This is a genomic window from Bacillus sp. PS95, from assembly GCF_037963565.1.
Lineage (GTDB): Bacteria > Bacillota > Bacilli > Bacillales > Bacillaceae > Bacillus > Bacillus subtilis.
Map to the genome: position 1 here is coordinate 2,190,620 of NZ_CP150160.1, position 25,173 is coordinate 2,215,792.

Annotated in this window: 29 protein-coding genes and 1 pseudogene; 8 read left to right on the forward strand and 22 right to left on the reverse strand. The window is 42.4% G+C overall.

The genetic code is table 11. The features are described 5' to 3' along the window. Positions 1-21 precede the first annotated feature (21 nt). On the reverse strand, positions 22-327 hold the full coding sequence (gene cgeC / locus NSQ12_RS11075; protein WP_003230826.1) for a spore maturation protein CgeC: 306 nt from the start codon (positions 325-327) through the stop codon (positions 22-24). Positions 328-531: 204 nt separating this feature from the next. Here cgeC and cgeA point away from each other — a divergent pair, with 204 nt between their 5' ends. Next, positions 532-933, forward strand: coding sequence for a spore crust protein CgeA (gene cgeA / locus NSQ12_RS11080; RefSeq protein WP_041336458.1), 402 nt, complete (start codon positions 532-534; stop codon positions 931-933). A gap of 6 nt (positions 934-939) precedes the next feature. Beyond that, entirely contained in the window at positions 940-1,893 is a 954-nt protein-coding gene (gene cgeB, locus NSQ12_RS11085; RefSeq protein WP_106073500.1) for a spore maturation protein CgeB, read from the forward strand. 70 nt (positions 1,894-1,963) lie between these two features. Here the strand turns inward: cgeB and NSQ12_RS11090 are convergent, their stop codons facing one another. Continuing rightward, a complete protein-coding gene (locus tag NSQ12_RS11090; protein WP_015714123.1) occupies positions 1,964-3,112 on the reverse strand; it encodes a phytase in 1,149 nt (382 codons plus the stop codon). A gap of 369 nt (positions 3,113-3,481) precedes the next feature. Between NSQ12_RS11090 and NSQ12_RS11095 the strand changes: the two genes are divergently transcribed. Continuing rightward, positions 3,482-4,507: a nucleoside-diphosphate sugar epimerase/dehydratase gene (locus NSQ12_RS11095; protein WP_014477115.1), complete on the forward strand. Its 1,026-nt coding sequence runs from the start codon at positions 3,482-3,484 to the stop codon at positions 4,505-4,507. A 43-nt stretch (positions 4,508-4,550) separates the two neighbouring features. Here NSQ12_RS11095 and msrB read toward each other — a convergent pair whose 3' ends face one another. Both msrB and msrA read right to left on the reverse strand, forming a co-directional pair. After that, positions 4,551-4,985: a peptide-methionine (R)-S-oxide reductase MsrB gene (msrB, locus tag NSQ12_RS11100; RefSeq protein ID WP_217024401.1), complete on the reverse strand. Its 435-nt coding sequence runs from the start codon at positions 4,983-4,985 to the stop codon at positions 4,551-4,553. Then, complete coding sequence (msrA, locus tag NSQ12_RS11105) at positions 4,986-5,519, reverse strand: peptide-methionine (S)-S-oxide reductase MsrA (protein WP_080529445.1); 534 nt, start codon at positions 5,517-5,519, stop codon at positions 4,986-4,988. A 131-nt stretch (positions 5,520-5,650) separates the two neighbouring features. On the opposite strand from msrA, the gene NSQ12_RS11110 reads away from it, so the two are divergent. Then, positions 5,651-6,076, forward strand: a complete 426-nt coding sequence (locus NSQ12_RS11110; protein WP_004398634.1) for a MarR family transcriptional regulator — start codon at positions 5,651-5,653, stop codon at positions 6,074-6,076. A gap of 49 nt (positions 6,077-6,125) precedes the next feature. Here the strand turns inward: NSQ12_RS11110 and NSQ12_RS11115 are convergent, their stop codons facing one another. From NSQ12_RS11115 to ilvA, 7 genes are all read right to left on the reverse strand, one after another. Continuing rightward, positions 6,126-7,463 (reverse strand): MATE family efflux transporter, encoded by a 1,338-nt coding sequence (locus NSQ12_RS11115; RefSeq protein WP_032726006.1) that lies wholly within the window; start codon positions 7,461-7,463, stop codon positions 6,126-6,128. Positions 7,464-7,534: 71 nt separating this feature from the next. Continuing rightward, complete coding sequence (gene ypmT / locus NSQ12_RS11120; protein WP_003230808.1) at positions 7,535-7,729, reverse strand: protein YpmT; 195 nt, start codon at positions 7,727-7,729, stop codon at positions 7,535-7,537. A gap of 12 nt (positions 7,730-7,741) precedes the next feature. After that, entirely contained in the window at positions 7,742-8,305 is a 564-nt protein-coding gene (locus tag NSQ12_RS11125) for a YpmS family protein (protein ID WP_015251867.1), read from the reverse strand. Positions 8,306-8,314: 9 nt separating this feature from the next. Then, the gene (locus NSQ12_RS11130; RefSeq protein WP_339174739.1) at positions 8,315-9,082 is read right to left on the reverse strand and encodes an SGNH/GDSL hydrolase family protein; all 768 of its coding nucleotides are present in this window, start codon (positions 9,080-9,082) and stop codon (positions 8,315-8,317) included. Positions 9,083-9,159: 77 nt separating this feature from the next. Further along, a complete protein-coding gene (gene scuA / locus NSQ12_RS11135) occupies positions 9,160-9,741 on the reverse strand; it encodes a cytochrome c oxidase assembly accessory protein ScuA (RefSeq protein WP_339174741.1) in 582 nt (193 codons plus the stop codon). A 147-nt stretch (positions 9,742-9,888) separates the two neighbouring features. Continuing rightward, on the reverse strand, positions 9,889-10,140 hold the full coding sequence (locus NSQ12_RS11140) for a DUF2535 family protein (RefSeq protein WP_004399020.1): 252 nt from the start codon (positions 10,138-10,140) through the stop codon (positions 9,889-9,891). Between the two features lie 85 nt (positions 10,141-10,225). Continuing rightward, positions 10,226-11,494: a threonine ammonia-lyase IlvA gene (ilvA, locus tag NSQ12_RS11145; protein WP_003230803.1), complete on the reverse strand. Its 1,269-nt coding sequence runs from the start codon at positions 11,492-11,494 to the stop codon at positions 10,226-10,228. A gap of 248 nt (positions 11,495-11,742) precedes the next feature. On the opposite strand from ilvA, the gene NSQ12_RS11150 reads away from it, so the two are divergent. Both NSQ12_RS11150 and NSQ12_RS11155 read left to right on the forward strand, forming a co-directional pair. Beyond that, positions 11,743-12,738: a sigma-54-dependent transcriptional regulator gene (locus NSQ12_RS11150; RefSeq protein ID WP_004399025.1), complete on the forward strand. Its 996-nt coding sequence runs from the start codon at positions 11,743-11,745 to the stop codon at positions 12,736-12,738. A 20-nt stretch (positions 12,739-12,758) separates the two neighbouring features. Further along, on the forward strand, positions 12,759-13,400 hold the full coding sequence (locus tag NSQ12_RS11155; protein ID WP_004398522.1) for a hemolysin III family protein: 642 nt from the start codon (positions 12,759-12,761) through the stop codon (positions 13,398-13,400). Between the two features lie 38 nt (positions 13,401-13,438). Here NSQ12_RS11155 and NSQ12_RS11160 read toward each other — a convergent pair whose 3' ends face one another. The 11 genes and pseudogenes from NSQ12_RS11160 to NSQ12_RS11210 all read right to left on the reverse strand — a co-directional run bounded on the left by NSQ12_RS11160 (position 13,439) and on the right by NSQ12_RS11210 (position 22,498). Next, positions 13,439-14,059: a hypothetical protein gene (locus NSQ12_RS11160; protein ID WP_004398497.1), complete on the reverse strand. Its 621-nt coding sequence runs from the start codon at positions 14,057-14,059 to the stop codon at positions 13,439-13,441. Next, positions 14,060-14,566: a dihydrofolate reductase DfrA gene (dfrA, locus tag NSQ12_RS11165; RefSeq protein ID WP_088326321.1), complete on the reverse strand. Its 507-nt coding sequence runs from the start codon at positions 14,564-14,566 to the stop codon at positions 14,060-14,062. Beyond that, a complete protein-coding gene (locus NSQ12_RS11170) occupies positions 14,563-15,357 on the reverse strand; it encodes a thymidylate synthase (RefSeq protein WP_024572096.1) in 795 nt (264 codons plus the stop codon). The genes dfrA and NSQ12_RS11170 overlap by 4 nt, the downstream gene beginning before the upstream one ends. Positions 15,358-15,440: 83 nt before the next feature. Continuing rightward, positions 15,441-15,974, reverse strand: a complete 534-nt coding sequence (locus tag NSQ12_RS11175) for a phosphatidylglycerophosphatase A (RefSeq protein ID WP_003230797.1) — start codon at positions 15,972-15,974, stop codon at positions 15,441-15,443. A gap of 25 nt (positions 15,975-15,999) precedes the next feature. Further along, positions 16,000-16,614: a YpjP family protein gene (locus tag NSQ12_RS11180; protein ID WP_317680646.1), complete on the reverse strand. Its 615-nt coding sequence runs from the start codon at positions 16,612-16,614 to the stop codon at positions 16,000-16,002. Between the two features lie 259 nt (positions 16,615-16,873). Continuing rightward, a complete protein-coding gene (locus tag NSQ12_RS11185; RefSeq protein WP_339174747.1) occupies positions 16,874-17,647 on the reverse strand; it encodes a class I SAM-dependent methyltransferase in 774 nt (257 codons plus the stop codon). Between the two features lie 41 nt (positions 17,648-17,688). After that, positions 17,689-18,123 carry a bacilliredoxin BrxA gene (gene brxA / locus NSQ12_RS11190; protein ID WP_003230794.1) on the reverse strand — a complete coding sequence of 145 codons (435 nt, stop codon included), beginning with the start codon at positions 18,121-18,123 and terminating at the stop codon, positions 17,689-17,691. Between the two features lie 106 nt (positions 18,124-18,229). Further along, complete coding sequence (gene ilvD / locus NSQ12_RS11195) at positions 18,230-19,906, reverse strand: dihydroxy-acid dehydratase (protein WP_009967560.1); 1,677 nt, start codon at positions 19,904-19,906, stop codon at positions 18,230-18,232. Positions 19,907-20,194: 288 nt separating this feature from the next. Then, on the reverse strand, positions 20,195-21,328 hold the full coding sequence (locus NSQ12_RS11200; protein ID WP_032722021.1) for a conserved virulence factor C family protein: 1,134 nt from the start codon (positions 21,326-21,328) through the stop codon (positions 20,195-20,197). Positions 21,329-21,387: 59 nt separating this feature from the next. Continuing rightward, a pseudogene (gene hdhQ / locus NSQ12_RS11205) lies at positions 21,388-22,000 on the reverse strand (Mn(2+)-dependent (deoxy)ribonucleoside pyrophosphohydrolase). 15 nt (positions 22,001-22,015) lie between these two features. Next, positions 22,016-22,498, reverse strand: coding sequence for a glutathione peroxidase (locus NSQ12_RS11210; RefSeq protein ID WP_038429196.1), 483 nt, complete (start codon positions 22,496-22,498; stop codon positions 22,016-22,018). A gap of 342 nt (positions 22,499-22,840) precedes the next feature. On the opposite strand from NSQ12_RS11210, the gene metA reads away from it, so the two are divergent. After that, complete coding sequence (metA, locus tag NSQ12_RS11215; RefSeq protein ID WP_004398721.1) at positions 22,841-23,746, forward strand: homoserine O-succinyltransferase; 906 nt, start codon at positions 22,841-22,843, stop codon at positions 23,744-23,746. A gap of 230 nt (positions 23,747-23,976) precedes the next feature. Next, a complete protein-coding gene (locus NSQ12_RS11220; protein ID WP_003246153.1) occupies positions 23,977-25,125 on the forward strand; it encodes a diglucosyl diacylglycerol synthase in 1,149 nt (382 codons plus the stop codon). Positions 25,126-25,173 lie beyond the last annotated feature (48 nt).

A 25,173-nucleotide genomic window follows, 5' to 3' on the forward strand; every position in this document is an offset into this window, starting at 1 on the left:
AAGCAGAGCCTCTGTCATCATTTAAAAAGCACCCCAGCTTACAACACTTGAGAGTGAAACATGAGATCTCGTGTTATTTAACGGGTTTTGGAAAATAACCAAATCAGTCAGAACTTCTTTTACGATGACATTTTGAAGTGTATCTCCGTTGATCAAATTGACTTTTGAAACCGGTACGCCCAGCTCTTTTGCAAAAACAAGCTGGCGTCTGAGGTCAGATGGATTTCCTTCAGAAGACGATTGACGTATAAGCAGAATCAGCAAAAGCAAAATAAAATGCAGATCATCTTGGTTTTCTTCTCGATCCACTTGTTTCTCTAAATCCAAATCATCCCTCTCCCTTATCATTATCTCTGTTTCACAATATGTGCGACTTCGATTTATGGTATAGGCTATGTCCACTCCATTAAAAAATCAGCATTTTCCTTAAATAGATGAAAAATAGATCAGGTACGGCGTTCGACTCATACCAAATAACAGCCGGAAGAATATGAATAACGTGAGTTCACTATCGAATAGGAGGTGTGTGTAATGAGCTCTGAAAATGCACAGTTAAAAAAGGATTTAATTAAAGCCGTTTTAAGCCCTTTATTTCCAACTGCAACAGAAGGAGGAGAAAACATGGATAGTAACCTTAAAGACTTGCTTGAAGCTGCCATCGATCAAAGAGTAGATGAAAGTGAGACGGTTACGGCAGAATCTCTTTTAGACCCTTCTCTTCCGGCAAGATGGATTTTTGCCAGAATTACGCCAGGCACTACAATCAGCATTGTGACTGATTCAGGTGACATGATCGGACCGGTTGTTTTCGTTGCTTTCGATCAAGTTCACGGTATCGTCTTTGTAACACAGGAAAGCTCCGTCACTCCGGCAGGCCAAGCTACAACATTAATTGATGTAGACAAAGTAGAAAGCGTTACGTTCTTTTCATAACATCCGATGAAAGTCTTGTATATCCAGTCGGGATACGGAGGAATATACAGTTATTTTGATCGCTGGGCTGAAGAATGTTTTCAGAACACTCATACAGAGTATATGATTGCAGATAAACCTGAAGCAGAATCTTTGATGAAGATCGAAGCGTTTCAGCCGGACTTCACACTTATGATGGTTGGAGACCGCGTTCCTCACGACTGGCTGACCTGGTTAAAGGGTAAGGATATCCCCGTGTATGTTTGGCTGACCGAAGACCCATTTTATATGGATATCAGCCTTCAGGTAATTAAGCTTGCTGACGCCATATTAACGATAGAACAAAATGCAGCTCTCTACTATCAAGAGCTCGGCTACCAGAACGTCTATTATGTTCCGATACCAGTTAACCATCGGCTGTTTAAAAAAATGGGCACCGAACATTCCTATCATTCAAATCTGTTAATCATCGGCTATCCTTACCCTAATCGGGTTCAGCTTATGAAAGAAGCGGTCCATCTGCCATTCACGGTTCGGGTAATCGGCAAGGAATGGGGAAAATATCTGCCTAAAAAAGTGCTCAAACAGCCGCATATTGATGTCGTCAGCACATGGGTTCCACCCGAACAGGCCGTTCATTATTATAATGGGGCAGACATCGTAATTAATGCGCATCGTCCCTATCATTTTGCTTTCAACCAAAATACTATGCGCATCAAAAATGCCAGTTTTAATAACCGAACGTTTGATATCGCTGCATGCGAAGCATTTCAATTAACAGATTTACCCGCGGCACATCCTTTTTCATCCTTTATTTCTTATCACGGCATGAACGACTTTAAGGAAAAAGCCGCTTTCTATATCTACCACCCTGAAGAACGGCAAAAAGCTGCAGCAGCCAATTATAAAGAGATCGTACCCGCATTTACGTTTGATGAGCTTCCTGCAAAACTAAAAGCGATTCATCTGGCGCTCTCATGAAAAATCGTTCATTGCTATGAACGATTTTTTTATTCATAGAAAAAAGCAGCCGCACAAGCTGCTTTCTTTTCTAGCCGTCAGAACGGTCTTTCAGCTTCCTCGGGTTCACCTGTTTATGAAGATCAGGCATTTCGCCGAGATGCTGTGCAATTTGTTCCCACGATACAATTTTGAAATTTTGATTGACGGCTTGTCCGTTATCGATATTTTCGCCATCCTGCGCCACAAAAATCCCGTACGGATATTTTGGGCCAAGTCCGAAACCGAGAACATCAATACCATCCGTGTCACTAGTACCGTCTATCTTCTCGCCATCTGTAATCTCAAAGTTGGCTACATAACGATTTTTCCCCTGCCGTTCATACATTGCATAGCTGTTATTTCCTTGACTTGAAGCCATGAGATATCCTTTGCCATTTGGTGCATAATAGATTGTCAGTCCTTCAATATCAGCTGTCAAATGATCTCCTGTCGCACGGTCAACAACCTGCCCCTTTGATCCTCCGCCGGGCTCAGCATTAAATTTCCAGATGGCCTCATCTTCCTCTGCTATGTATAGGTTTCCGTACTCATCATCCGCAACAAGGCCTTCGGTCTGAGAATTCAACTTAAATTCACGCACCTTTTTCCCTGTTACATAACCCTTTCCACCATCAACAATTTCAAACTGCTCAAATTCCCCTTGTTTGCCTGTCACTAATGCGTAAAATGCTCCTGTTTTCTGGCTGTGATACAAGCTGAATCCATAAACCTCAGAAATATTGGTGGAAATAGGATGTTTCGGATCTGTAATGCTTTTCAATTTTCCTTTATCCCCGTCTATTGCATATACTTCAATTGTATTTTTTCCTTCGGACCGGTTGGATGCGGCAGCAATATCAATTTTTTCGCCGTTCAATGGAAAATCATAGCGCAGATCGACATTATTGAGCTTGCCAAACTCATAAGAATGAAGCTGTTTTCCGTCTAAATCATACACGACGAGCCCTGACTTCTTATTTGTCGTAATCAACTTGCTTTTTTCCGGGTGTTTTTCATGAACCCAAATGGCCGGGTCATCTGCTGCATCATCGCCAGATGCGACCGGATCTGTCTCCGTGTGTGCAGTCACTTTGAAAAGATGTTCCTCATTCACATAATGAGCCGACACCGAGGTTGCTGTCAGGCTAAGCAATAAACCCGCGGCAGTGCTTAGCAGCATTGTTTTTGAAACCTTCATTTGGTACCCTCCTCTTTTATCACTATCACTACTATTGTAAAATATATACAGGTGATTACCGTGAGGAAAATGAACCTTTTTTTATAGGGTTTCTGACTCATAAACAACTTATTCCCCAAAGAGGTGGTGAGATGACTTTGCCAGATTTACTTTTGCGGAGCGAAATAAAAATATGTTGAATATTTAGTACATTGTTTATTTAGTTTTGTTTTTTCCTAGTTACGTCCGTTTTTCCATTTTCTATTAAAAAAGAACACTTTGTGACATGATCATTCCCCTAAATTTTGTTTTATTGGTTGCTTTCATTAATTCGATTACAAAGTTGAACATATGATGCATGGTAGAGAAACGAGAGTTGGAGGATAAGCCATGCCTAAACAGCAAACAGCAGAACTAAAACCATTTTTCCATAACAAAACAGTTTTAGTCACTGGCGGAACGGGTTCAATCGGGAGTCAAATTGTCAAACGCCTTTTGCTGCTTACACCTAAACAGGTGATTGTATTCAGCAAAGACGACAGTAAACAGTATGTCATGAGCCAAAAGTATGCGGAGGATAAGCGGCTATTATTTGTACTTGGAGATGTACGCGATCACAGAAGGGTGAATCAGGTGATGAAAGGCGTCGATATCGTCTTTCACGCGGCTGCGCTGAAACAGGTTCCGACATGTGAGGACCATCCATTTGAAGCGATCCAGACCAATCTCATCGGCGGACAAAATGTGGTGGAAGCTGCCCTTTCACACCGAGTGCAGCATGTCATTAATATCAGTACAGATAAAGCAGTATCTCCTGTGAACACAATGGGTGCCACCAAGCTGTTATCTGAAAAGCTGTTTCATCAAGCAAACCGCCACGTCCAAAACAAAGGAACCTTGTTTTGTTCGGTCCGCTTTGGAAATGTTCTCGGTTCCAGAGGTTCGGTCATCCCCATATTATTTGAACAGATGATGGAGGGTGAACCTCTGACCATCACAGACAAAAACATGACCAGATTTTTCATGTCAATAGACGATGCAGCTACATTGACATTACAATCGGCTGCTATTACAAAAGGCGGAGAAACCTTTATTTTCAAAATGGAATCACTGAAACTTGAAGAACTGATTCATGGGTTTGAAGAATATGCATCGCAGCACGGGCTCCCGCGGCCGGCTGCAGTAGAAGTGGGCAAGCGTCCAGGTGAAAAGCTTCACGAAGAATTAACATCTCCACATGAAATTGAATCACTGTATGAATGGGGCAACCTTTATGCGATCCTTCCAGAGCCGGAAAAACATCCTGACTTTCGCAAAGTCAATCTGCCTGGGTATCAATCAGATCAAGCCCCGCTCATTACGAAAGAAAGAATTGCTCAGATTATTGAAGAATTGCATCAAGAGAAAAAGGCATAAAAACAAGCCTGTCTATCCATTAGGCAGGCCTGTTTTTAACAGTTTATTTATTAAAGAGATGCAGATAGCTTTCGTATCCTTCTTCTTTTAGCTTATGCTTCGGAACAAACCGCAGCGCTGCTGAATTTATGCAGTAACGAAGTCCGTTTGGCCCCGGTCCGTCATTAAATACGTGGCCAAGATGAGAATCAGCAGTTCGGCTTCTTACTTCTGTGCGAATCATGCCGTGGCTCGTGTCCAGTTTTTCTTCCACTTCTTCTTCTTCAATCGGCTTTGTAAAGCTTGGCCAGCCGCAGTGGGAATCAAATTTATCTTTGGATGTAAACAATGGCTTGCCTGACACAATGTCTACATACAACCCTTCTTCCTTATGATCCCAATATTCATTTTGAAACGGCGGCTCCGTGCTGTTATTTTGCGTTACTTCATATTGCATGCGATTTAATGACTTTATTTTTTCTTCTTTATTGTACGCCATTTATTTAGCCCCCCAATGCTCGCTGATAAATCCCGCTCGTCCGGAACCTGTCCGGTAGCGCTGATAATGTGCTGGATTCTTTTTATAAAAATGCTGATGGTAGCCTTCCGCTTCATAGAAAGGTTCAGCTTTTAAAATGTCCGTTACAATCGGATCTTTAAAGATGCCGCTTTCCGCCAGACGTTGCTTGGAAGCTTCCGCAAGCTCCTTTTGTTTATCATTATGATAAAAAATGGCTGCGCGATAGGAACTGCCGCGATCAGCAAACTGCCCCCCGGCATCTGTCGGATCGATTTGCTGCCAAAATAATTCAAGCAGTTTTGCATAAGGGAATACATCAGGATTAAACGTGATTTGAACGGCTTCACGATGTCCCGTCGTTTCACTGCACACCTCTTCGTACGTAGGGTTTTCAGTATGGCCGCCTGTATACCCGGACACCACTTTTTCAATTCCCGGCTGTTCGTCAAAAGGTTTAACCATACACCAAAAACAGCCTCCTGCAAATGTGGCGATTTCTTTTTTTTCAGACATACTGGTGCCTCCTTTGTTAATACGTGGTATTATTATATTATAGCATGTAAAAATAGAATGAAAATGATTCTGCTTTTCAATAAAATCTATAGGTTTTAAGCAATATGCTTATGTAATGGAGGTTCACAAATTTGAAAGTAAGAACACAGATGATGTACGATATGGAAACTTTACTCCGTAAAGTCTTTAAACAAATACGCAATGAAATCAATGAAATTTTAGATAAAGAGCTGTCGCGGAATGAATTCACCATTCTTCGGATCCTCAGTGAACAAGGGCCTAAAAAAGTCACTGAATTTGCGCCTATTTTAGAGGTATCGGCAAGCCACATTACGGCTGTGACCGATGCGCTGGTAGAAAAGGAATGGATTACGAGAATCAGATCGAAGGAAGACAGACGCATCATCCGCATTCATATCACTGAAGCTGGCGAAAAAGTCCTTCAGCACTTTAACGAGAAAAAAACGGAATATTTCTTTAAACGCTTTGACTGCTACACTGATGCTGAACTTGCCACGTTAATCGAGCTCTTCAGCAAACTTGATAAAAAACGGTGAAAAAAAGCACATACCGATATATAGGTATGTGCTTTTCGCAGTGCTTCACTTATTTTTCAGTAAACAGCTTCATTGCTTTCCAGCGGCCATATCTATAATACAAAAATGCGGCGCAGCTGCTAAATAAAAAACTCATTCCGATTCCAAGCCCGATTCCTTTTTGTCCAAGCCAAGCTGAAAATAGAGCTGTGAAAGGATATCTCAACACCCAAAACGAGATTAAATTTAATACCAGAACCTGCAGCATCGCTCCCGCGGCCCTGACGATTCCGTTCAGCACAAAATTAATCCCAATAAAAGGGTAGAAAAACGCGATCCACTTCAAATATTGTTCACCAAATGCGACCGCATCAGGCTCACTGATAAATAACCTTATGAGATATTTACCAAATACCCAAATCATAACCGCAATCACCAGCATGCAGGAAATAACAGCTATCACACCTAGCCTTGCAATTGTTCCCACTCTTTTTTCGTTTCCGATTCCAATATTTTGCCCTGCCATACTATTGACGGCCGTACCGGCAGCCATTGCTGGAAGCGTGATGATGCTATCAAGCCGCTGCACCGCGCCAAATCCTGATACCACGTGATCCCCGTATGAGTTAACAACACTCATAATCGCCATCATACCGCCTGTAATCACCATCATCTGCAGACCTGCCGGAATCCCGAGTTTCAAAATCAGCGCGGACTCTTCCCACTTGGGCATTCTCGGAATTGAGAATGGCACAAGCTTGTGTTTGACGACATAAAACAACCCATACAGAAACGCAATGCCCTGTGACAAAATCGTTGAATAAGCCGCTCCCGCTATTCCCATGCGGAACACAGAAATAAAGAGCGGCGCAAGCACTGTATTCAGTACAACAGCAAACGCAATAAACCGGAGAGGTGTCTTGCTGTCGCCCAGCGCACGAAGCACAGTACTGATAAAGTTATAACCAAACAAAAATAAAATGCCGATAAATTGAATCTGTAAATACGTCTCAGCAAGCGGTATCATTGACTCCGGCGTTTTTAGAAGACGCAGCAAAAGCTCTGAGAGAAAAAAACCGGCCGCGCCGAATCCGATGCTTAGGCCTGTTAATAAAACAACAAAAGCGTTAATATACGACGCCATTCCTTTTACATCATCTTTTCCTTTTTGCTGAGATAAAATGGTTAACGTCGCATTGTTAAGGCCCAAAATAAAAGACAGCACGGTCAAAACAATCGTGCTTGATACCGCGGCTGCCCCAAGGGCCTTTGCCCCCAGTAAATTGCCGATCCACAAGCTGTCTATAAATTGAAAGGAAACCTGCAATGCGTTTCCGAGCATAATAGGCATTGAAAACAGTACAAGCTGTTTCAGCACGTTCCCCTGTGTAAAATCGTATGCTTTCATCTTTTCTCCTTGTGTTCTCAAATTTTCTTTGGACCGCACGAAAAAAGAGACGTTGTTTCATGTCTCTTTTTTCATGACTTATCGGTTTTTTTTCGGTCTCGCATACCAAATGTAAACACCATCACACTTAGGAACAAGGCACAATAGGAAACATTCAAATACATTTGATCCATGTCTTCAGCAGCCAGATGATGATAAGCAAGCCAGCCGAAATACAGGGAAAATGTAAAGGATAATAAACTGAAATACTGGTAAATCCGTTTCATTTTCAGTCACCTCTATTGTTTAGGATGGTAATAGGAAAACTCAATTTCATCTTTTTCTAAATTTATCTTATCCGCTTTGACATACATTCCATTCGTTAAAGGCATTTCTGACAAACGCACTTCAATGCTTTTATCCCCGGGGTGAACATGGACAAACGACGGCAATTCATAAAAGCTGTCCATATAATTTAACACAAAGCTAATTGGTATACTCAATTTCCCTAACGAAAATTTCGTGACATTCAGCTCTACATCACCGTTTTTTTTCACGGTCGGCTCAAAAGCGATAAACGCATCAATAGACGTGGAAAATGCCTTGATTTTCCCTGCGACATGAACATCATCATCAATCTCTACTTTATAATCAAGCTTATTTGATGCTTTGTCGTTTAAATATGAGTTAACAAACGCAGCTAATGATTCTTTTGTGCTTGTCACTTGAAATCCATACTCGCTCTCAGATGAATCCTTCACCTGAGCCTGTTCCCCCGGGAGCAAAACAAGTGCCACAAACCCGGCGGCGAGGATAAAATTAATTGCAAGCAATATAAAAAACAGTCGCTTCCACTTATTCATGCTGTCACCCTACTCTTTCGGTAATCCTTCTTTTTTAATGGCTTGATAGACGCGCTTTGCGATAAGAGAATAACCCGTACCATTAGGATGAAAATCATCCTCCTCAGAAATTCGGCTGCTGTCACTTTTTTGATTGAACAAATCTTCGATATGAACGATTTTTGCATGTTTATCTTTTTTCAGCTCTTTTGCAGCAATATGGTTCCAATCCGTGACGACACCATTTATTTCATTTAGTTCTGATAATGTAAACGTAAACGGATTGTACATACTGACATAAATCAGCTCAGCGTGATCATTCAGCTCGCGAATTTCAGAAATGATTTTTTCAAAGCGCTTTTCGTACGGTTTTTCCGCTTCCTGAAACGGTTCAACGGTTAATTGCAGAAAGTTTTGGCGAAGGATTTTCATCAAATCATTACCGCCAATTGTAAAAAAGACATAATCTGCGTCCTTTATGCCTTTTTGAACCTTTTTATCTTTTAGTTTTTCTAATAAATCATCCGAACGGTTCCCTTTTACAGCATAATTTTTCACGTCGACCGTTTTGACTTGTTTATCTGACCGGATAGAATCCGCCACCTTGCCGACATATCCCTTTCCGTCGGGATCTCCGACTCCTTCTGTCAGCGAATCTCCGACAGCCGCTATGACAATGTGTTCTTTTGTTTTCGTTTCATGGGCTTTTTGTTTTCCCTCAGATGATGTACGTATGCTCGTACACGCAGTAAGAAGCAAAATCAAACTGGCCATGATTGAAAAAATGCGCAGCTTCAATCTTGTTGCTCCTTCCCATTCTACTAGTGGAAAGTGTATCATGTTTTAGAAGATTTGCAAATGCCTAGTCTCTTAGCTTACTTGAGTGTACTGGCTGACTTTACATCGGAAATGATATCATCGTACGGTGTATTCTCCACTCCATTGTAATCTTTCAGCACCTTACCGTCCGGACCTACCAAATAAAAAGAAGATTGATGAATCACTTGGTCCTCTCCCTCCGGCTTCTTTACGATCGCTTTAAAGCTCTTAAGTGCGAACTCCTCAATCTCACTCTGGCTGTATCCAGTGAGAAAATCCCAGTTATCAAAAGATAATGGATAATTTGCGGCAAATTTCTTCAGCTGTTTCGGCTTATCGTTTTCTGGGTCAACACTAAATGATATGATGCGGACATCTATATTTTCGGCTTTCAGTTTTTTTTGCAGATCGGTCATATGAGCGGTCATTGGCGGACATATAGTTTCACAATTGGTAAAAATAAAATCCGCCAGCCATACTTCTCCTTTTAAACTCTCTAAAGAAACGTTCTTGCCGTCTTGGTTTTGAAATGTAAAAGGCTCCACCTCGTAATTGAGCGGATTTTTAATCTGCTGTCCTCCGCATGCACACAAAAACAGAAAAATCAGCCCAGCCGTTAACCCCTTGACAACCTTCATGACATCCATCCTTTCCAGCCAGCATAAAAACGCTTTCTAAAACCGTCCTTACTGTCCCATGTTTGTATTCGATACTGAGCAAAAAAAATCCTGCATGCCTCCCCATTAACGATTACAAAGGAGGGCATGCAGGTAAAAAACGGCATGTTACGCGTTGTGCTTTAACACCTCTTGATGAAATACAGCCTGATAATCTGCCCACTTCATCCGCCGCTTCATATAATGTCGGAAAGAATACACTTTTGCCCTGCTGTTTGATGAAAACACTTCTTTTAAGTAGAATTGCAAATGGTGATGTAACATAAAGAAATAGTGCTCATCTTCCTTTAATACAGGTATTTCTGTCACTTTCACCTGAATCCCGTCACCGCGTTTGAACTCTAGGCTTTTGAGTAACAAGCTATCAATCCTCTTTTTTGTTTTTCTTCTATTATATATGATGCCAGCCGGGCTGTCTGTCATTTTGCGCGGTTGTGTAAAAAAATTAGATTAGCAAATGGAACAAGTCCTCATCCTTGTTCACCTCTACATAATGAAACGGTTTTTTGTTCATCCGTTCAATCAGCGGCCCATAATCGGCTTTGTTCTGCAGCTCGATGCCGACAAGAGCAGGTCCATTGCTTTTATTATTTTTCTTCGTATATTCAAACCTTGTAATGTCATCATTCGGCCCGAGGACTTCGTCAAGAAATTCGCGGAGCGCCCCCGCTCTTTGTGGAAAATTGACGATAAAATAATGCTGAAGGCCTTCAAAAATCAAGGAACGCTCCTTCATTTCCTGCATTCTTCCGATATCGTTATTGCCCCCGCTTACCACACACACCACGTTTTTCCCTTTAATTTGATCCTTGTACAAATCAAGCGCTGCGACAGAAAGAGCTCCAGCCGGTTCAGCAACAACCGCACATTCGTTATATAATTCAAGAATGGATGTACATACTTTTCCTTCAGGCACAAGGAGAATGTCATCAACGACAGTTTCCAGCGTCCGGAAGGTTTCCTCGCCAATTTTTTTAACAGCCGCCCCATCTACAAACTTATCAATTTTATCAAGTGTGACGACATGCCCAGCTTTGTTTGATTCAAAGTAGGATGCCGCTCCCGCCGGCTCAACAGCAATTACCTTTGTATCAGGAGACACGTTTTTCAAATATGTACCTACCCCAGAGAGAAGGCCGCCGCCTCCGACACTTGCAAAAAGAAAATGCGGTTCTGTATCAATGTCGTTTAAAATCTCGACTGCGAGCGTTCCCTGTCCGGCCATCACATCCGGATCATCGAACGGATGGATAAACGTCCGAGATTCCGCCTCACAGCATTCAGCAGCGCTTTTATACGCGTCGTCAAACGTATCGCCTGTCAAAATAATATCGATAAATCCTTTTCCGAATAGTTCAACTTGAGATACTTTTTGTCTCGGTGTAGTAGACGGCATAAAAATTTTCCCGTGAATGCCAAGATGTTTACACGAAAATGCCACACCTTGAGCGTGGTTTCCGGCACTTGCACACACAACTCCGTTCTCTGTCTGCTCGCTGGAAAGCTGTTTCATTTTATGATAAGCCCCTCTGAGCTTAAAAGATCTGACAACTTGCAAGTCTTCGCGTTTTAAATAGATATTGCATTCATATCTCTCAGAAAGTCTGTCATTCCTCTGCAAAGGTGTGTGAATGACAACGTCCTTTACGTTTTGGTGAGCCTTCAAAATGTCTTTCACTTGGATGAGAGAGTTTTCTTTAAGCAACGGTTTCATGTACAGATTCCTTTCTTGTTTTAAATCCCTATTTAATATGCCATTATAACATGAATATTCAAAAAATAAGACAATTATTTTTATTTAATAATTAAAAAAATACAGACTATGTCCACCACATCTTGTGGTAACTTCTGTTCAACCATTATCCTGCAGAGCCAAGAAAAAAGATGATCGTAAAATAAAGGGTGTTTTCAACCAAAAGGCATGATATAATGAAACCAATTAGAACCAAAAGGAGCCAATTGATGAATAGTGCACCAAAACTCAATACATTTCAACATCTAATCGGAGAACATCAAACTTTTCTGGAAGCGAAGCGAATCGCCAAGCAGTTCTCGTTATCGGAGCTTCCTGTCTTAATAACAGGAAAAATCGGAACAGGCAAAAATCACTTCGCACATGCCATACACTTGGAATCTTCGAGAAGCAATGAACCGTTTATAAGCGTCAATTGCAGCACCCATTCGGAAGAAACCCTTATTCATGAGCTTTTTGGCCCTAACGGAAACACAGGTGTTTTTCAAAAAGCGGTACGAGGAACCCTTTTTCTTGATGATGTATGGCGCATGCCTGCTTCTGTACAAGCTCAGCTGTTAAAAGCGCTTGATTCAGACACGGAGAAACCGCGAATGATCTGTGCTTCTGCAGACCGATCCGTGGAACATACATTCAGGCAAGACTTATTCTACAGACTGAACATTTTAACGCTCACACTGCCCGAATTATCGGAACGAAAAAGCGATATTCCGCTTTTGACACAGCATTTTCTCTCAAATTCTGGTCAGCAATTGTTAATCGATCCCTCCGTTTTTCCCGTGCTTGAGAAGCATGCATTTGAAGGCAATGTCAGGGAATTAAAAAACGCTGCAGATTATATGGCGGCAGTATCAAGCGGGGGAACGATTCAGCCATATGACCTGCCGCCGTATATTAGAGGCACGATAGACGGAAAAACGTCGAAGAAAAAAGCGAAACTGCTTACTTTAATGGAAAAAGCTGAGTTTTTGTTTATTTTGGAAACAATAAAAGTATTGAACGAAAAAGGAGAACCTGCCAGCAGACGGATCATTTCTGAACACAGCAAAAATACCCAAACCTCGTTAACTCCTCAGCAGGTCAGAAGCCGTCTCGACTATTTGGAGAAAAAAGATTATGTCACCAAAAGCCGCGGACGCGCAGGCACAAAAATTACCTTTGAGGGCTTGAGCTTTATAGAGACGTTAAAAAATCAAATGATCTAGCGATCGAAAGGAGAATGTACTTGTTTACAATCAAAGAAGAGATCGCCAATGCGATTACACACGGCATCGGTGTCCTCTTATCCATCCCAGCATTAGTGTTTCTAATCATATTTGCGGCTAATTACGGGTCTGCATGGGACATTGTCAGCTTTACAATATTCGGTGTCTCTATGCTGCTGTTATATTTGAGCTCCACCCTGCTTCACAGCATCACACATAAAAAAACGAAGGACATTTTGGAGATTATTGATCATAGCGCAATTTACGTACTCATCGCCGGAACCTACACGCCTTTTTTGCTTGGGCCGCTGAAAGGCACACTCGGCTTTACCCTGTTGGTTATCGTATGGTCACTTGCCCTAGGCGGAATCGTTTTTAAAATTTTCTTTGTGAAACGGTTTATCCTATTGTCAACCTTCGTGTATTTAGTCATGGGGTGGCTGATGATTATTGCAGTTAAACCTTTATATGCTTCACTGAGCGGAGCGGGATTCAGCCTCCTTTTTCTCGGCGGCATTTTATACTCTGTCGGAACCATCTTTTACATTTGGAAAAAGATCCCCTTCCATCACGCCATTTGGCACAGCTTTGTATTGGGCGGGAGCGCTGCCATGTTTTTCTGCGTGCTCTTCTATTGTGTAAAGGTGCCTTTCCTTTCGTAACAGTAACAGAAAAGCGCAGTCTTCACGACTGCGCTTTTTTATGCACGTAATTGTTTTTCATTGGCAGGTATATAAGCTTTTGAAAAGGACAATTCAATGTCTGCCGGTTTTAAGCGTTTAAAAAACGAGCCATTTTGCATGTTATCTGTTCCTTTCGTTTCCACCATCACCAACGGAAGATGATAGCGGGCCGCAAGTTCTACAGGATCAATAGAACCATCTAGTGAAAGAATCAGGCTTTGTCCCTTTTCCAGCTGTTTTGTCACATCTTCATATACCTTTTCTGAATCCCCGTCTGAAATCACATCCATCCGATCCAGCCATTGCCCGATAAAAGGCAAGCGGAACACTTTTGGGTTAGCGATAAAGCCGGCCGGTTCCTCAATATATCCAGCAATTAAGGCCAGTTCAGCCAAACGCAAACGGGGATGCACATACAAAACAGGACCGTGTGGTATTGGCTCTGGCTGATGGATCGTCACAACTGAACCGGAGATGCCGATACAGCCTTCTAAAAACGCCTTTGGCTGTTCGTACACAAGAGCCATCTGTTTTTTGTATGACAGACGGGGATCGAGCATTGTTTGATTAAATAATTGTTTCATATTTTTTAACAGCATATACACAATATAAACCACTAGAAGGCTGTAGCGAACCAATTAAAATCCTCCCGCTTTAGAAGAATTCTTTTTTTCATACATTAGAAATTCGTAATCATACGGGTTTTTTTCGTCTTTGGTCCCCTGCTCAGAAGAAACCAGCTTCCAATTGGATTCATCAAATTCAGGAAAGTGACGGTCACCCTCAAACTCGTGATGAATTTTCGTCATATACAGTCTGTCCGCATAAGGGAACAGGTCCGTATAGAGCTGAGCCCCTCCGATCACAAAGCATTCTTCAGGGCCTGAACAAATGTCCAGTACATCCTTTAATGAACTGACAACCGTGCATCCCGGAAATTCTGAATCCGGCGCTGAGGTAACGACAATATTTTTCCGATTTGGAAGCGGACGTCCGATCGATTCAAATGTTTTCCGGCCCATAATGATTGAATGGCCCGATGTTATTTTCTTAAAGTATGCAAGATCATTGGGCAAATGCCACGGCAAATCATTGTCTTTGCCGATAAGCCTGTTGGCATCCATCGCAAAAATGAATGAAATCATACGCTGACCGCCCCTTTTATATGAGGATGCGGATCATAATCCTCGATGATAAAGTCCTCAAATGCAAAGTTAAAAATAGAATCAACCTTTCTGGCGAAACGAAGCTGCGGAAGCGGTCTAACATCTCTTTCCAGCTGCAAATTGACTTGTTCAATATGATTTTGATAAATATGAACATCACCAAACGTATGGATGAACTCGCCCGGTTCAAGCCCAGTCACATGAGCAATCATCATGGTTAGGAGGGCATAAGATGCAATATTAAACGGCACACCTAAGAAAACATCGGCAGAGCGCTGATACAGCTGACAGGACAGCTTGCCGTCAGACACATAGAATTGGAACAGGCAATGGCACGGCGGCAACGCCATTTTATCAATTTCACCAACATTCCAGGCGCTGACGATTAAGCGTCTGGAGTTCGGATTTGTTTTAATATCTTCAATAAGACGGGAAATTTGATCAATGGTTTCTCCATCAGCTCCCCGCCAAGAACGCCATTGGGAGCCATATACAGGTCCAAGTTCACCGTTTTCATCAGCCCACTCATTCCAGATTCGCACTCCGTTTTCCTGCAGATAGCGTACATTCGTATCTCCTTTTAAGAACCACAGCAGTTCATGCGCAATTGATTTAAAGTGGAGTTTTTTAGTGGTGAGCATCGGAAAGCCTTCCCGTAAATTAAATCTCATTTGATATCCAAAAGTGCTGATTGTTCCGGTCCCTGTCCGGTCTCCCTTTTTCTCACCATGCTCTAAAACATGTCTGCATAAATCCTTATACTGTTTCATTTTTTTCATCCTTTAAAAGTAGTCTTCTAGTAGTGTAACACAATAAAAAATCATTTCTGAACCCAGAAATGATTTTTTTATAGTCAGCTGACAACAGGCTTTTCATCCTGTTCTTTTTCTTCATCTTGCAGATCCTGATGCGTATGTGCAATTCTGCTCGCCGCTGCTGCAGCAAGAGCTGCCACAATATCATCCAAAAAGGTGTGAATACCGTCTGGACTTTCATCAAGTTCCTTAATAATTCCAATCTTCTCTTTATCCAAATAACCGAAATTGGTCAAACCGATCGACCCGTACACATTAACGATTGAAAGCGGGATAATTTCATCTATGCCGTAAAGCGGTTCATCCGTTTCAACAAGGTGCTGCAGCGGCTCGGGGAGAAGCTTCTGTTCTGCAAGCTGATCGAGTGCAAGGCCTGTCAAAACAGCATGAATAATTTCACGTTTGTTCAGGACTTTTTCTACATTCTCCATGCAAACACTGAGCGGCAGATTTGGATTGTATTTTTCCTGAAGTTTTTGAACAATCCGTGCAATATCTTCTATCATAACGCCCCGTTTGTTCAGCATATCCTTTGTTATATCGACCATTTCATTCATTGTGTACTTTTTCATGTCTAATGGCATCTCCTTTAGGCACTCATCCAGCACTCATCCAGTTGGGAGGCGTGTTGCGGTCCCAGTAAATGCTCCCAAGCTCATGATGTGATTGAAATCCATCTTCTGCTGTATGATAATGAAAATTAAACCAGTAGCCGTCATGAGGCGGGTGGTCTCTTCGCACATGGAATCTGAGAAGATCTTCTCCAGTTGTCCGATTGTAAACGTTGAAAATTTTTTCCGTTTTGCCCGCTGAAGGCATGCTTGAGATCACAACATCTTGGTACGCCTCATCATCTTGCAATGTCGCTAAATAATCACTAATCACATTTTCGATTTTTGGCAGGATCTCTTTCCGATAGTCATCCTCAATGACAGGAGCGATTCTGCTGCCGAATTTTAAAAAGGACTGATCCTCAGCGCTGTCAAGGAGCTGTTCCTTGTACGATTGAAAAAGCAGTTCAGGATCTCGCCTGTCATCCGACTCATCATCGTACAGGTCATGCTCATCATAAAAAGCGGTGTAATCATTCTGCTCAAGACTGCTCGGCTGTCCGGAAGGCTTGTCCGCCATAAGGGCAGCCGGAGGAGATACGAGCCCGAACGTTACAATGGTAAATAAAACCACAAGGGTCTTTCTCATCCACAATTTCATGACTGCTTATTCCTCTCTATTTTATTGTCATGTTTCTCTTATTTTAGCACATCCAAAACATGCAAGTCATGTACTATATGAAACTGATATGCAAATTAGGAGATTCGTTGCTATGCACTTTGTGTAAAAACGCTTACAATATTTCATGAAAGGAGGCTTTCCGCATGATTGACGCTCTGTTTGCCACAGTTTCACTCTTAACATTATTATACTTTGTCGTCATGGAGGTCACCGATTAACAGAAAGCCCGTGATATGAATCACGGGCTTGTTTGAATGACGCCATAATGGAACAGTGCTGTTTTTCTTTTCATGACGTTAAAACCAAACTGTTCAAACCGCGGGCTTTTCCAGTGGTCTTTTAGCACAACGCTTTTTCTGGCGACTCGTACCGCTTCATTGATACATCCTTCGTGCAAAACGGAATCCTCTGCCAAATCACGTAAAGGCGCGATGCCGTCAGAGGTTTCTACAGGTTCATGAAACATTGGATCGAAATAAACCACATCAACAGAGTTGTCAGGGAGCTGCTTGATGTGTTCAAAGCAATCACCATTCTTCACCTGGATTCTTCTCATCGCAGCTTGAAGCTCTTCTATACCCGTTTCCCATGAATGCAGCCCCGTCCTCACTAAAACAGACACAAGATGGTTTTTTTCAATCCCAACAACAGAACCCGTTTCGCCTACTGCCATACTTGCGATAATGGCATCTGACCCCAACCCGAGTGTGCAATCTAAAAACGTATCCCCTTCAGATAAGCCGGCAGCCCGAAGCATAGGCTCTTTCTCCCCCTGTAAGAAGCGTTTGGCTCTGAACATCGCTGTATTCGGATGAAAAAAGAATTTGGCACCTTGTTTCGTATACAGCTCAAACCGCTCTTTGACGACCACAAGCAAATCACGTTCAGCTGATTTCAGCAGGTGCTCAACCGTTTGTTTATTCCGGCCGCAGTATGGCATATTTAGCTCTTTAGAAAGCTGCTTTGCAGTTTTTATGGTGTGTTCAGACGGTCTATAGCTTGTTGTTATCATCTTCTGTACTCCCAAAAAGAAAATGCCCGGAGAACGGGCATTTAGCAGTGCGCATCGAAGGCAGCAGTCAGATTTTTCATGATTTCTTCCATATCGTGTCCTTCAATTTCATGACGCGGAATAAAATGTACGACTTCTTTGCCTTTCAAAAGAGCCATTGATGGTGAAGAAGGCTCCTGGCCAGTAAAATACTCACGCATTTTCGCAGTAGCTTCTTTATCTTGGCCCGCAAATACAGTCACCGTATTGTCAGGTGTTTTGTCATTCTGGAGGACTGCCTGTGTAGCCGCAGGACGCGCAAGGCCTGCCGCGCAGCCGCATACAGAGTTAACGACTACAAGAGTTGTGCCCTCTGCCTTTTCCATAAAGTTTTCTACTTCTTCCGCTGTTGTTAACTCTTCAAAACCTGCTCCAGTCAGCTCGCGGCGCATCGGTACGACAAGCTGGCGCATGTATTCTTCATAAGCCATTGACATAAAAAAAGCCCCCTCTAGTATCCTTCATCTGAAGTAAAGGATACTATAGAGAGGGCCGGATTTCAAATGTTCACGCCTTAAAATAAAAGAAAGTGTCCCCAGCTGTCTAGATTTTCATAATACCGCCGGTGTTGGCACTCGTCACAAGTTTAGAATAACGTGCCAGGTAGCCGGTTTTCACTTTCGGTTCAAAACCTTTCCAGTTCGCTTTTCGTTTTTCCCACTCTTCTTCTGGCACTTGTACATCCAAGATGCGTTTTTCAATATCAACGATAATATGGTCTCCGTTTTCAACAAAGGCAAGCGGCCCGCCCTCAGCTGCCTCAGGTGATACGTGGCCGATTGAGAGGCCACGGGAGGCTCCGGAAAAACGTCCGTCCGTAATCAATGCCACTTTTGGTCCGAGCCCCATTCCAACGATTTGGGATGTTGGCGCCAGCATTTCCGGCATGCCAGGTCCGCCTTTTGGCCCTTCGTATCTGATGATGACAACGTCGCCTTCTTTTACTTTTCGGTTGATAATGCCGTCAAGCGCCTCGTCCTGAGAATCGAATACGACAGCCGGCCCTTCGTGTCTCGTAATCCCATTCTGTACGCCGCCTGTTTTAATGATAGCGCCGTCCGGAGCTAGATTACCGAATAAAACAGCAAGGCCACCCTTTTCAGTGAATGGTTGATCCAGCGGATGAATGACGTCATAATCCTTTACTTCATGTCCGGCAATGGTTTCTCCAAGAGTTTTTCCTGTAACAGTCAGCGCATCTAAATGAAGCGCTCCTTCTTTCTTGGAAAGCTCATTCAGAGCCGCTGACACGCCGCCCGCTTCATGAAGATCTTCAATAAACACATCCGATGCAGGCGCCAGCTTGGCCAAGTGCGGCACGCGCTCAGCGACTTCGTTAATGCGTTCTAAAGAGTATTCAACGCCAGCTTCGTTTGCAAGGGCAAGCGTATGAAGAACGGTATTTGTAGAACCTCCGAGCGCCATATCGAGTGCAAACGCGTTATCAATCGCTTTTACTGTAACAATATCACGCGGTTTGATATCTTTGCGAATCGTTTCCATTAATTGCGCAGCCGATTTTCTCACAAACTCTTTGCGTTCCGGAGATGTCGCCAGAATGGTTCCATTACCCGGCAAAGCAAGACCAAGTGCTTCTGACAGACAGTTCATTGAGTTCGCCGTAAACATACCTGAGCAAGACCCGCACGTTGGGCATCCGAACTGCTCTAGTTCTTGAAGCTCATTTTCGTTGATTTTCCCTGCTTGGTAGGCGCCTACCCCTTCGAATACTGAGGAAAGGGAGATTTTTCGCCCGTCACTTGTTCTTCCTGCCGCCATCGGTCCGCCGCTGACAAAAATCGTCGGAATGTTGATGCGCATTGCCGCCATAAGCATTCCCGGTGTGATTTTGTCGCAGTTCGGAATACAGACCATTCCGTCAAACCAGTGTGCGGATACAACCGTTTCCACAGAGTCTGCGATAATTTCACGGCTTGGCAGCGAATATCTCATACCGATATGCCCCATTGCGATGCCATCATCTACCCCAATGGTATTAAATTCAAACGGAACGCCCCCTGCTTCTCTGATTGCTTCTTTTACGATTTTCCCAAACTCCTGCAAGTGAACATGACCGGGAACGATATCAATGTATGAATTACACACCGCAATAAACGGCTTGCCGAAATCCTCTTCTTTTACTCCTGCTGCACGAAGCAAACTGCGGTGCGGAGCTCTATCGATTCCTTGTGTGATCATATTACTGCGTAATTCTGCCATGGTGATCCCCCTAAATTCTTTCAATTGTTTGATTGGATTTTATTTTGACAATTTTCAGTTTATTTATGGGCTGTTTTTGCAAATAAGATAAATACAGGCCGCCCTCACCTTGTTTTGCTCTTTCGTGTTTTTATATTTATATAGCTTTCTTTCGATTTGAACCCTCCAACTATTAATATTGTTACTTACTATAAATAGTTTTCGGATATTTTTCAACAATATTCGAAATAATTTTTATAAAAAGTGAATTCACATAAAAAAGGTGCATGATCTGCACCTTTTTTATCTTTATTCGCCTTTTTTTCTGCTTTCCGTCATTTGTTTCCAAACAGAACCTTTTGCTTCTTCTCCATGCTCAATACGTTCAAGCGCCATTTTGACTTGAAGGCTGACCTCAAATTCGGGGTCATCTTCGGCAGCGCGCAAAGCTTCAATTGCACTTTCATCGCCGACTTCGTACAGGAACATGGCCGCACGCCAGCGAACAAGCTTGCTGGAGTCGCTTAATGACTTGATCATAGCAGGAATGGCTTGAGGATCGCCGATATCAGACAGGCAGTCTCCGGCCGTTCTTCTGACTGATACAGCTTTGTCCTCAAGTGCTTTATACAATAGAGGAAGAACATCAGGTGTTTCAATCATTCCTAAGTACACAACAGCCTGTCTTCTGATGGACACCTTTGGATCATCCAATGCCTTCTGTAAAACCGGGATATCCTCTTCTTTCGGATCCATCTGTTCCAAGTGTGCATAACGCTTTTTCCAGTCCTCATCATCCAGCATGTCAAGCGTTACTTTATACGCTTTGCGCTGTACAGCTTGTTTTGCTTCGCCCTTTCCTTGAGCGGCTGCTTCAGTCAGTCGTTTCAGCCGTTCATCACTGTATGCCGCCTGAAGCTCTTCTGTCACATCATGGCCGATTTCATCAAAGTCACCGAATCTGACACCTTGTTCTTTCCAAGCCCGCTCAAACACAACATTAGAAGCTTCAGATCTAAGTTTTAAGATCGCCTGCTGAAAGCGTTCAGGTAAGCCGAAGCGTTCTTCCCGCTCTCCATCGGTTAATTTAACTTGCATAGGAATGCCGCTGAACATCTGCACAAAAACTTTTACCTCTCCAAAAGATTCTTGATCAGAACGATTTTCTTCTCCGCTTTCAGCACTTTCCATCCCAAATGCAGTGCGGACTTGCGGTAAAATGTCTTTCCAGTCGTATCTTGCATTCCGTTCAACAGCAAGAAAATCTGCGACGTGATATACCCCTTTAACTCCATCTATTTTAAGGATTTCCGCTATAACAGGCGGTGCGCCTTCTGCTTGCTCAGGTTTATAGTTATTGCTTTTGCCCGCCGGAAGCTCTTCCGTTAAGATGACTTTCATTGTATTCGGGCTTGGTGTAGGTTCAATTGATTTTATCTTCATGATCGTCCTCCTATAGCATATCTGTGACTTATTCTATCATAGTCGCTCCAAGCCTTCTATTACGACGTTTCGGCATCAATCCCGGGTATGTCTTTTTCTAATTGGCGGACAAATTGAAGCATAAAATTGTGTCTTTCTTCTGCCAGTTCCCGTGCAGTGTCTGTATTCATCATATCTTTCAGCCGCAGCAGCTTATAAAAAAAATGAGCGTAGGCGCTTTGATCATCTCCATAAAGGCCATGCCCGTTTGCGCCCGCAAACATGAAAGCTCTCGCAATCCCGACAGCACCAATCGCATCAAGTCTGTCAGCATCCTGTACGGCTTTTCCCTCAATTGAGAGCGGCTCCTTTGCCAGCTTTTCCCTGTCTCGAAAGGACATCCTTGTTATAATATGAATCACCCTGTCAGCATTCTCTTTTCCTACTCCGAAAAAAACGAGCTGATCATATACTTCGCTCACAGAAAGCCTGACCGTGTCAGGCAGCTTCACATCAATTAAATCATGAACCAAAGCCGCCAACAATGAACAAATCCGCTTTTTCCTTTTCTCCAATATACGCTGCAAGATCTGCTACTCTTGATACATGATGCCAGTCATGTCCAGAGCTTTCGTCAGTCAGGATAGATTGAACCCATGCCCTGATTTGCTCTGCCAGCTTCAATTCCTTCACAAAAACACCCTCTTTTTATTGCTCTAATAGCTTCACGATATCGTCTTCCAGCTCTTTCGGATTTGTATTTGGTGAATAACGGCCAACGATTTCTCCATTTCTATCCACTATAAATTTCGTGAAATTCCACTTGATCGCCTTAGTTCCCAGCATCCCTTTCGCATGTTCTGTCAAATACATAAACAGCGGGTGGGCATTTTTCCCGTTTACATCCACTTTTGAAAACATAGGAAATGTAACACCGTAATTTGTTTCACAAAATTCCTGTATGTCAGCCTCTTCACCAGGCTCTTGGTTCATGAATTGATTGCAGGGGAACCCTAAGATCTCCAGCCCCTCCTGCTGATATGTATCATATAATTCCTGCAGCTGCTTTAATTGGGGAGTAAAACCGCACTTACTTGCTGTATTCACGATCATCAGTACCTTTCCCGCGTACGGCTGAAGTGTCATGTCTTTCCCTGTGATTGTACGTACCTTCATATGATAAATAGACATGTAAGTCCCTCCTATGTCCTTGGTGCTGATTATTTTACCTTTTTTAAATCGCAATTCAAAATGTAAACATCAATTAAGAACTCATAAGAAGCCTAACGATATGAACGTCCGTTCATTATCAATTCATAACGCTCGTTTTTTATCTTATCATTCTATAAAACATTACAATTCCCTCTGACATCTTTGAAAATCATCTTACTGTGAAACCAAAAGGCGTGTCAGTGCGTTTTATTTAAAGAGTTTTCTGTTGTTTCCCCCTCAACACGTATAGATAGATTGAAAATTGGCGTGAAAATTCCTATAATGAAGAAAATTAAACGGGGAAATAATGGAGGTGGCACGTTGCCTATTAATATACCAACACACCTGCCGGCAAAACAGGTGCTTGAAAGTGAACATATATTTGTAATGGATGAAAGCAGAGCATTTCATCAGGATATCCGGCCGCAAAAAATTATTATATTAAATTTGATGCCGAAAAAAATCCAAACAGAGACTCAGCTTCTCAGATTGCTTGGAAATTCGCCTTTACAGGTTCATTTCACATTTTTAATCCCAAGCACACACACGCCGAAAAATACTGCGAGAGAACACCTTGACGAATTTTACACGACTTTTTCCAATATCCGTCACAAGAGGTTTGACGGCATGATTATCACCGGTGCGCCGATCGAGCATTTGGCGTTTGAAGAGGTTTCATATTGGGAAGAGCTCAAGGAAATCATGGAGTGGAGCAAAACAAATGTCACTTCAACCTTGCATATTTGCTGGGGTGCTCAAGCAGGTTTGTATTACCATTACGGTGTGGAAAAAATTCAAATGCCGAAAAAAATCTTCGGTGTGTTCGAACATACCGTTCTTTCAAAACACGAAAGATTGGTAAGAGGTTTTGACGAGCTATACTACGTGCCGCATTCCCGGCATACAGATATAAATATGGAACAGCTTCAAGCAGTGCCCGAGTTAAACATTCTTACCGCATCAAAGGAAGCCGGGGTTTGCTTAATTGTGTCTAAAGACGAAAAACAAGTCTTTTTGACAGGGCACCCTGAATATGATACAAATACGCTTCTTCAAGAGTATGAAAGAGATTTGGAACGAAACCTTTCTACTGTCGAGGCGCCTAAACATTATTTTGCAAAAGGCAGCAACGAGCCAGTGAATCGCTGGAAAGCGCATGCCACATTATTGTTTATGAATTGGCTGAATTATTACGTTTACCAGGAAACTCCTTATGAATGGGACTAATTTTTCTTTTTTTAGTGATACGCTGAGCAAAAAATATGATAAAATACATCTGATTCAGTCTGCGTATAACAAAAATTTAAAATACTGGAATCCAAATCATTTAAAATTAGCTTAACTTTTTCACTGCATTAATAATTCGATTATGTATTTGTGTTATGTTTATGTATAGACAATAACTCCTTACGATGCATGAAGCTTGCTTGTTGTTGATTACATTGAGGTGAATTTACTTGAATACCAATAAAAGAGTATTAATTTTGACTGCAAATTACGGAAATGGACATGTGCAGGTAGCCAAAACACTTTATGAACAATGTGTACGGCTCGGCTTTCAGCATGTAACAGTTTCTAATTTGTACCAAGAGTCAAATCCGATTGTTTCAGAGGTAACTCAATACCTTTATTTAAAAAGCTTCTCAATCGGGAAACAGTTTTATCGTTTGTTTTATTACGGAGTTGACAAAATCTATAATAAACGTAAATTCAATATTTACTTTAAAATGGGTAATAAAAGATTGGGCGAACTTGTCGATGAACATCAGCCCGATATTATTATTAATACATTTCCGATGATCGTCGTGCCGGAATACAGACGCCGAACTGGAAGAGTCATTCCTACCTTCAACGTTATGACTGATTTTTGTCTTCATAAAATTTGGGTTCACGAAAACGTGGATAAATATTATGTGGCGACAGATTACGTGAAGGAAAAACTGCTGGAGATCGGCACTCATCCAAGCAATGTAAAAATCACAGGAATTCCAATCAGGCCGCAATTTGAAGAATCCATGCCGGTTGGCCCGATATATAAAAAGTACAATCTTTCACCAAACAAAAAAGTGCTTCTGATCATGGCAGGTGCTCACGGTGTATTAAAGAACGTAAAAGAGCTGTGCGAAAACCTTGTCAAGGATGACCAAGTGCAAGTAGTTGTCGTGTGCGGGAAAAATACGGCTTTAAAAGAATCTTTGAGTGCGCTTGAAGCGGAAAATGGTGACAAATTAAAAGTTCTGGGCTATGTGGAGCGCATTGATGAGCTATTTCGGATCACAGATTGCATGATTACCAAGCCCGGCGGCATTACTTTGACAGAAGCCACAGCCATTGGAGTGCCTGTCATTCTGTACAAACCCGTGCCTGGCCAGGAAAAAGAAAATGCAAACTTCTTTGAAGACCGCGGAGCTGCCATCGTTGTGAACCGTCATGAAGAGATTCTCGAATCAGTCACTTCCCTTCTTGCAGATGAAGATACCTTGCATCGCATGAAGAAAAACATTAAGGACCTTCATTTAGCAAACTCCTCTGAAGTGATTTTAGAGGATATCCTGAAGGAATCAGAAATGATGACCGCCAAACAAAAAGCCAAAGTGCTATCGTAATGGCGTACTTGAGAGCATACGAAAATCGTGTGCTCTTTTTATTTATAT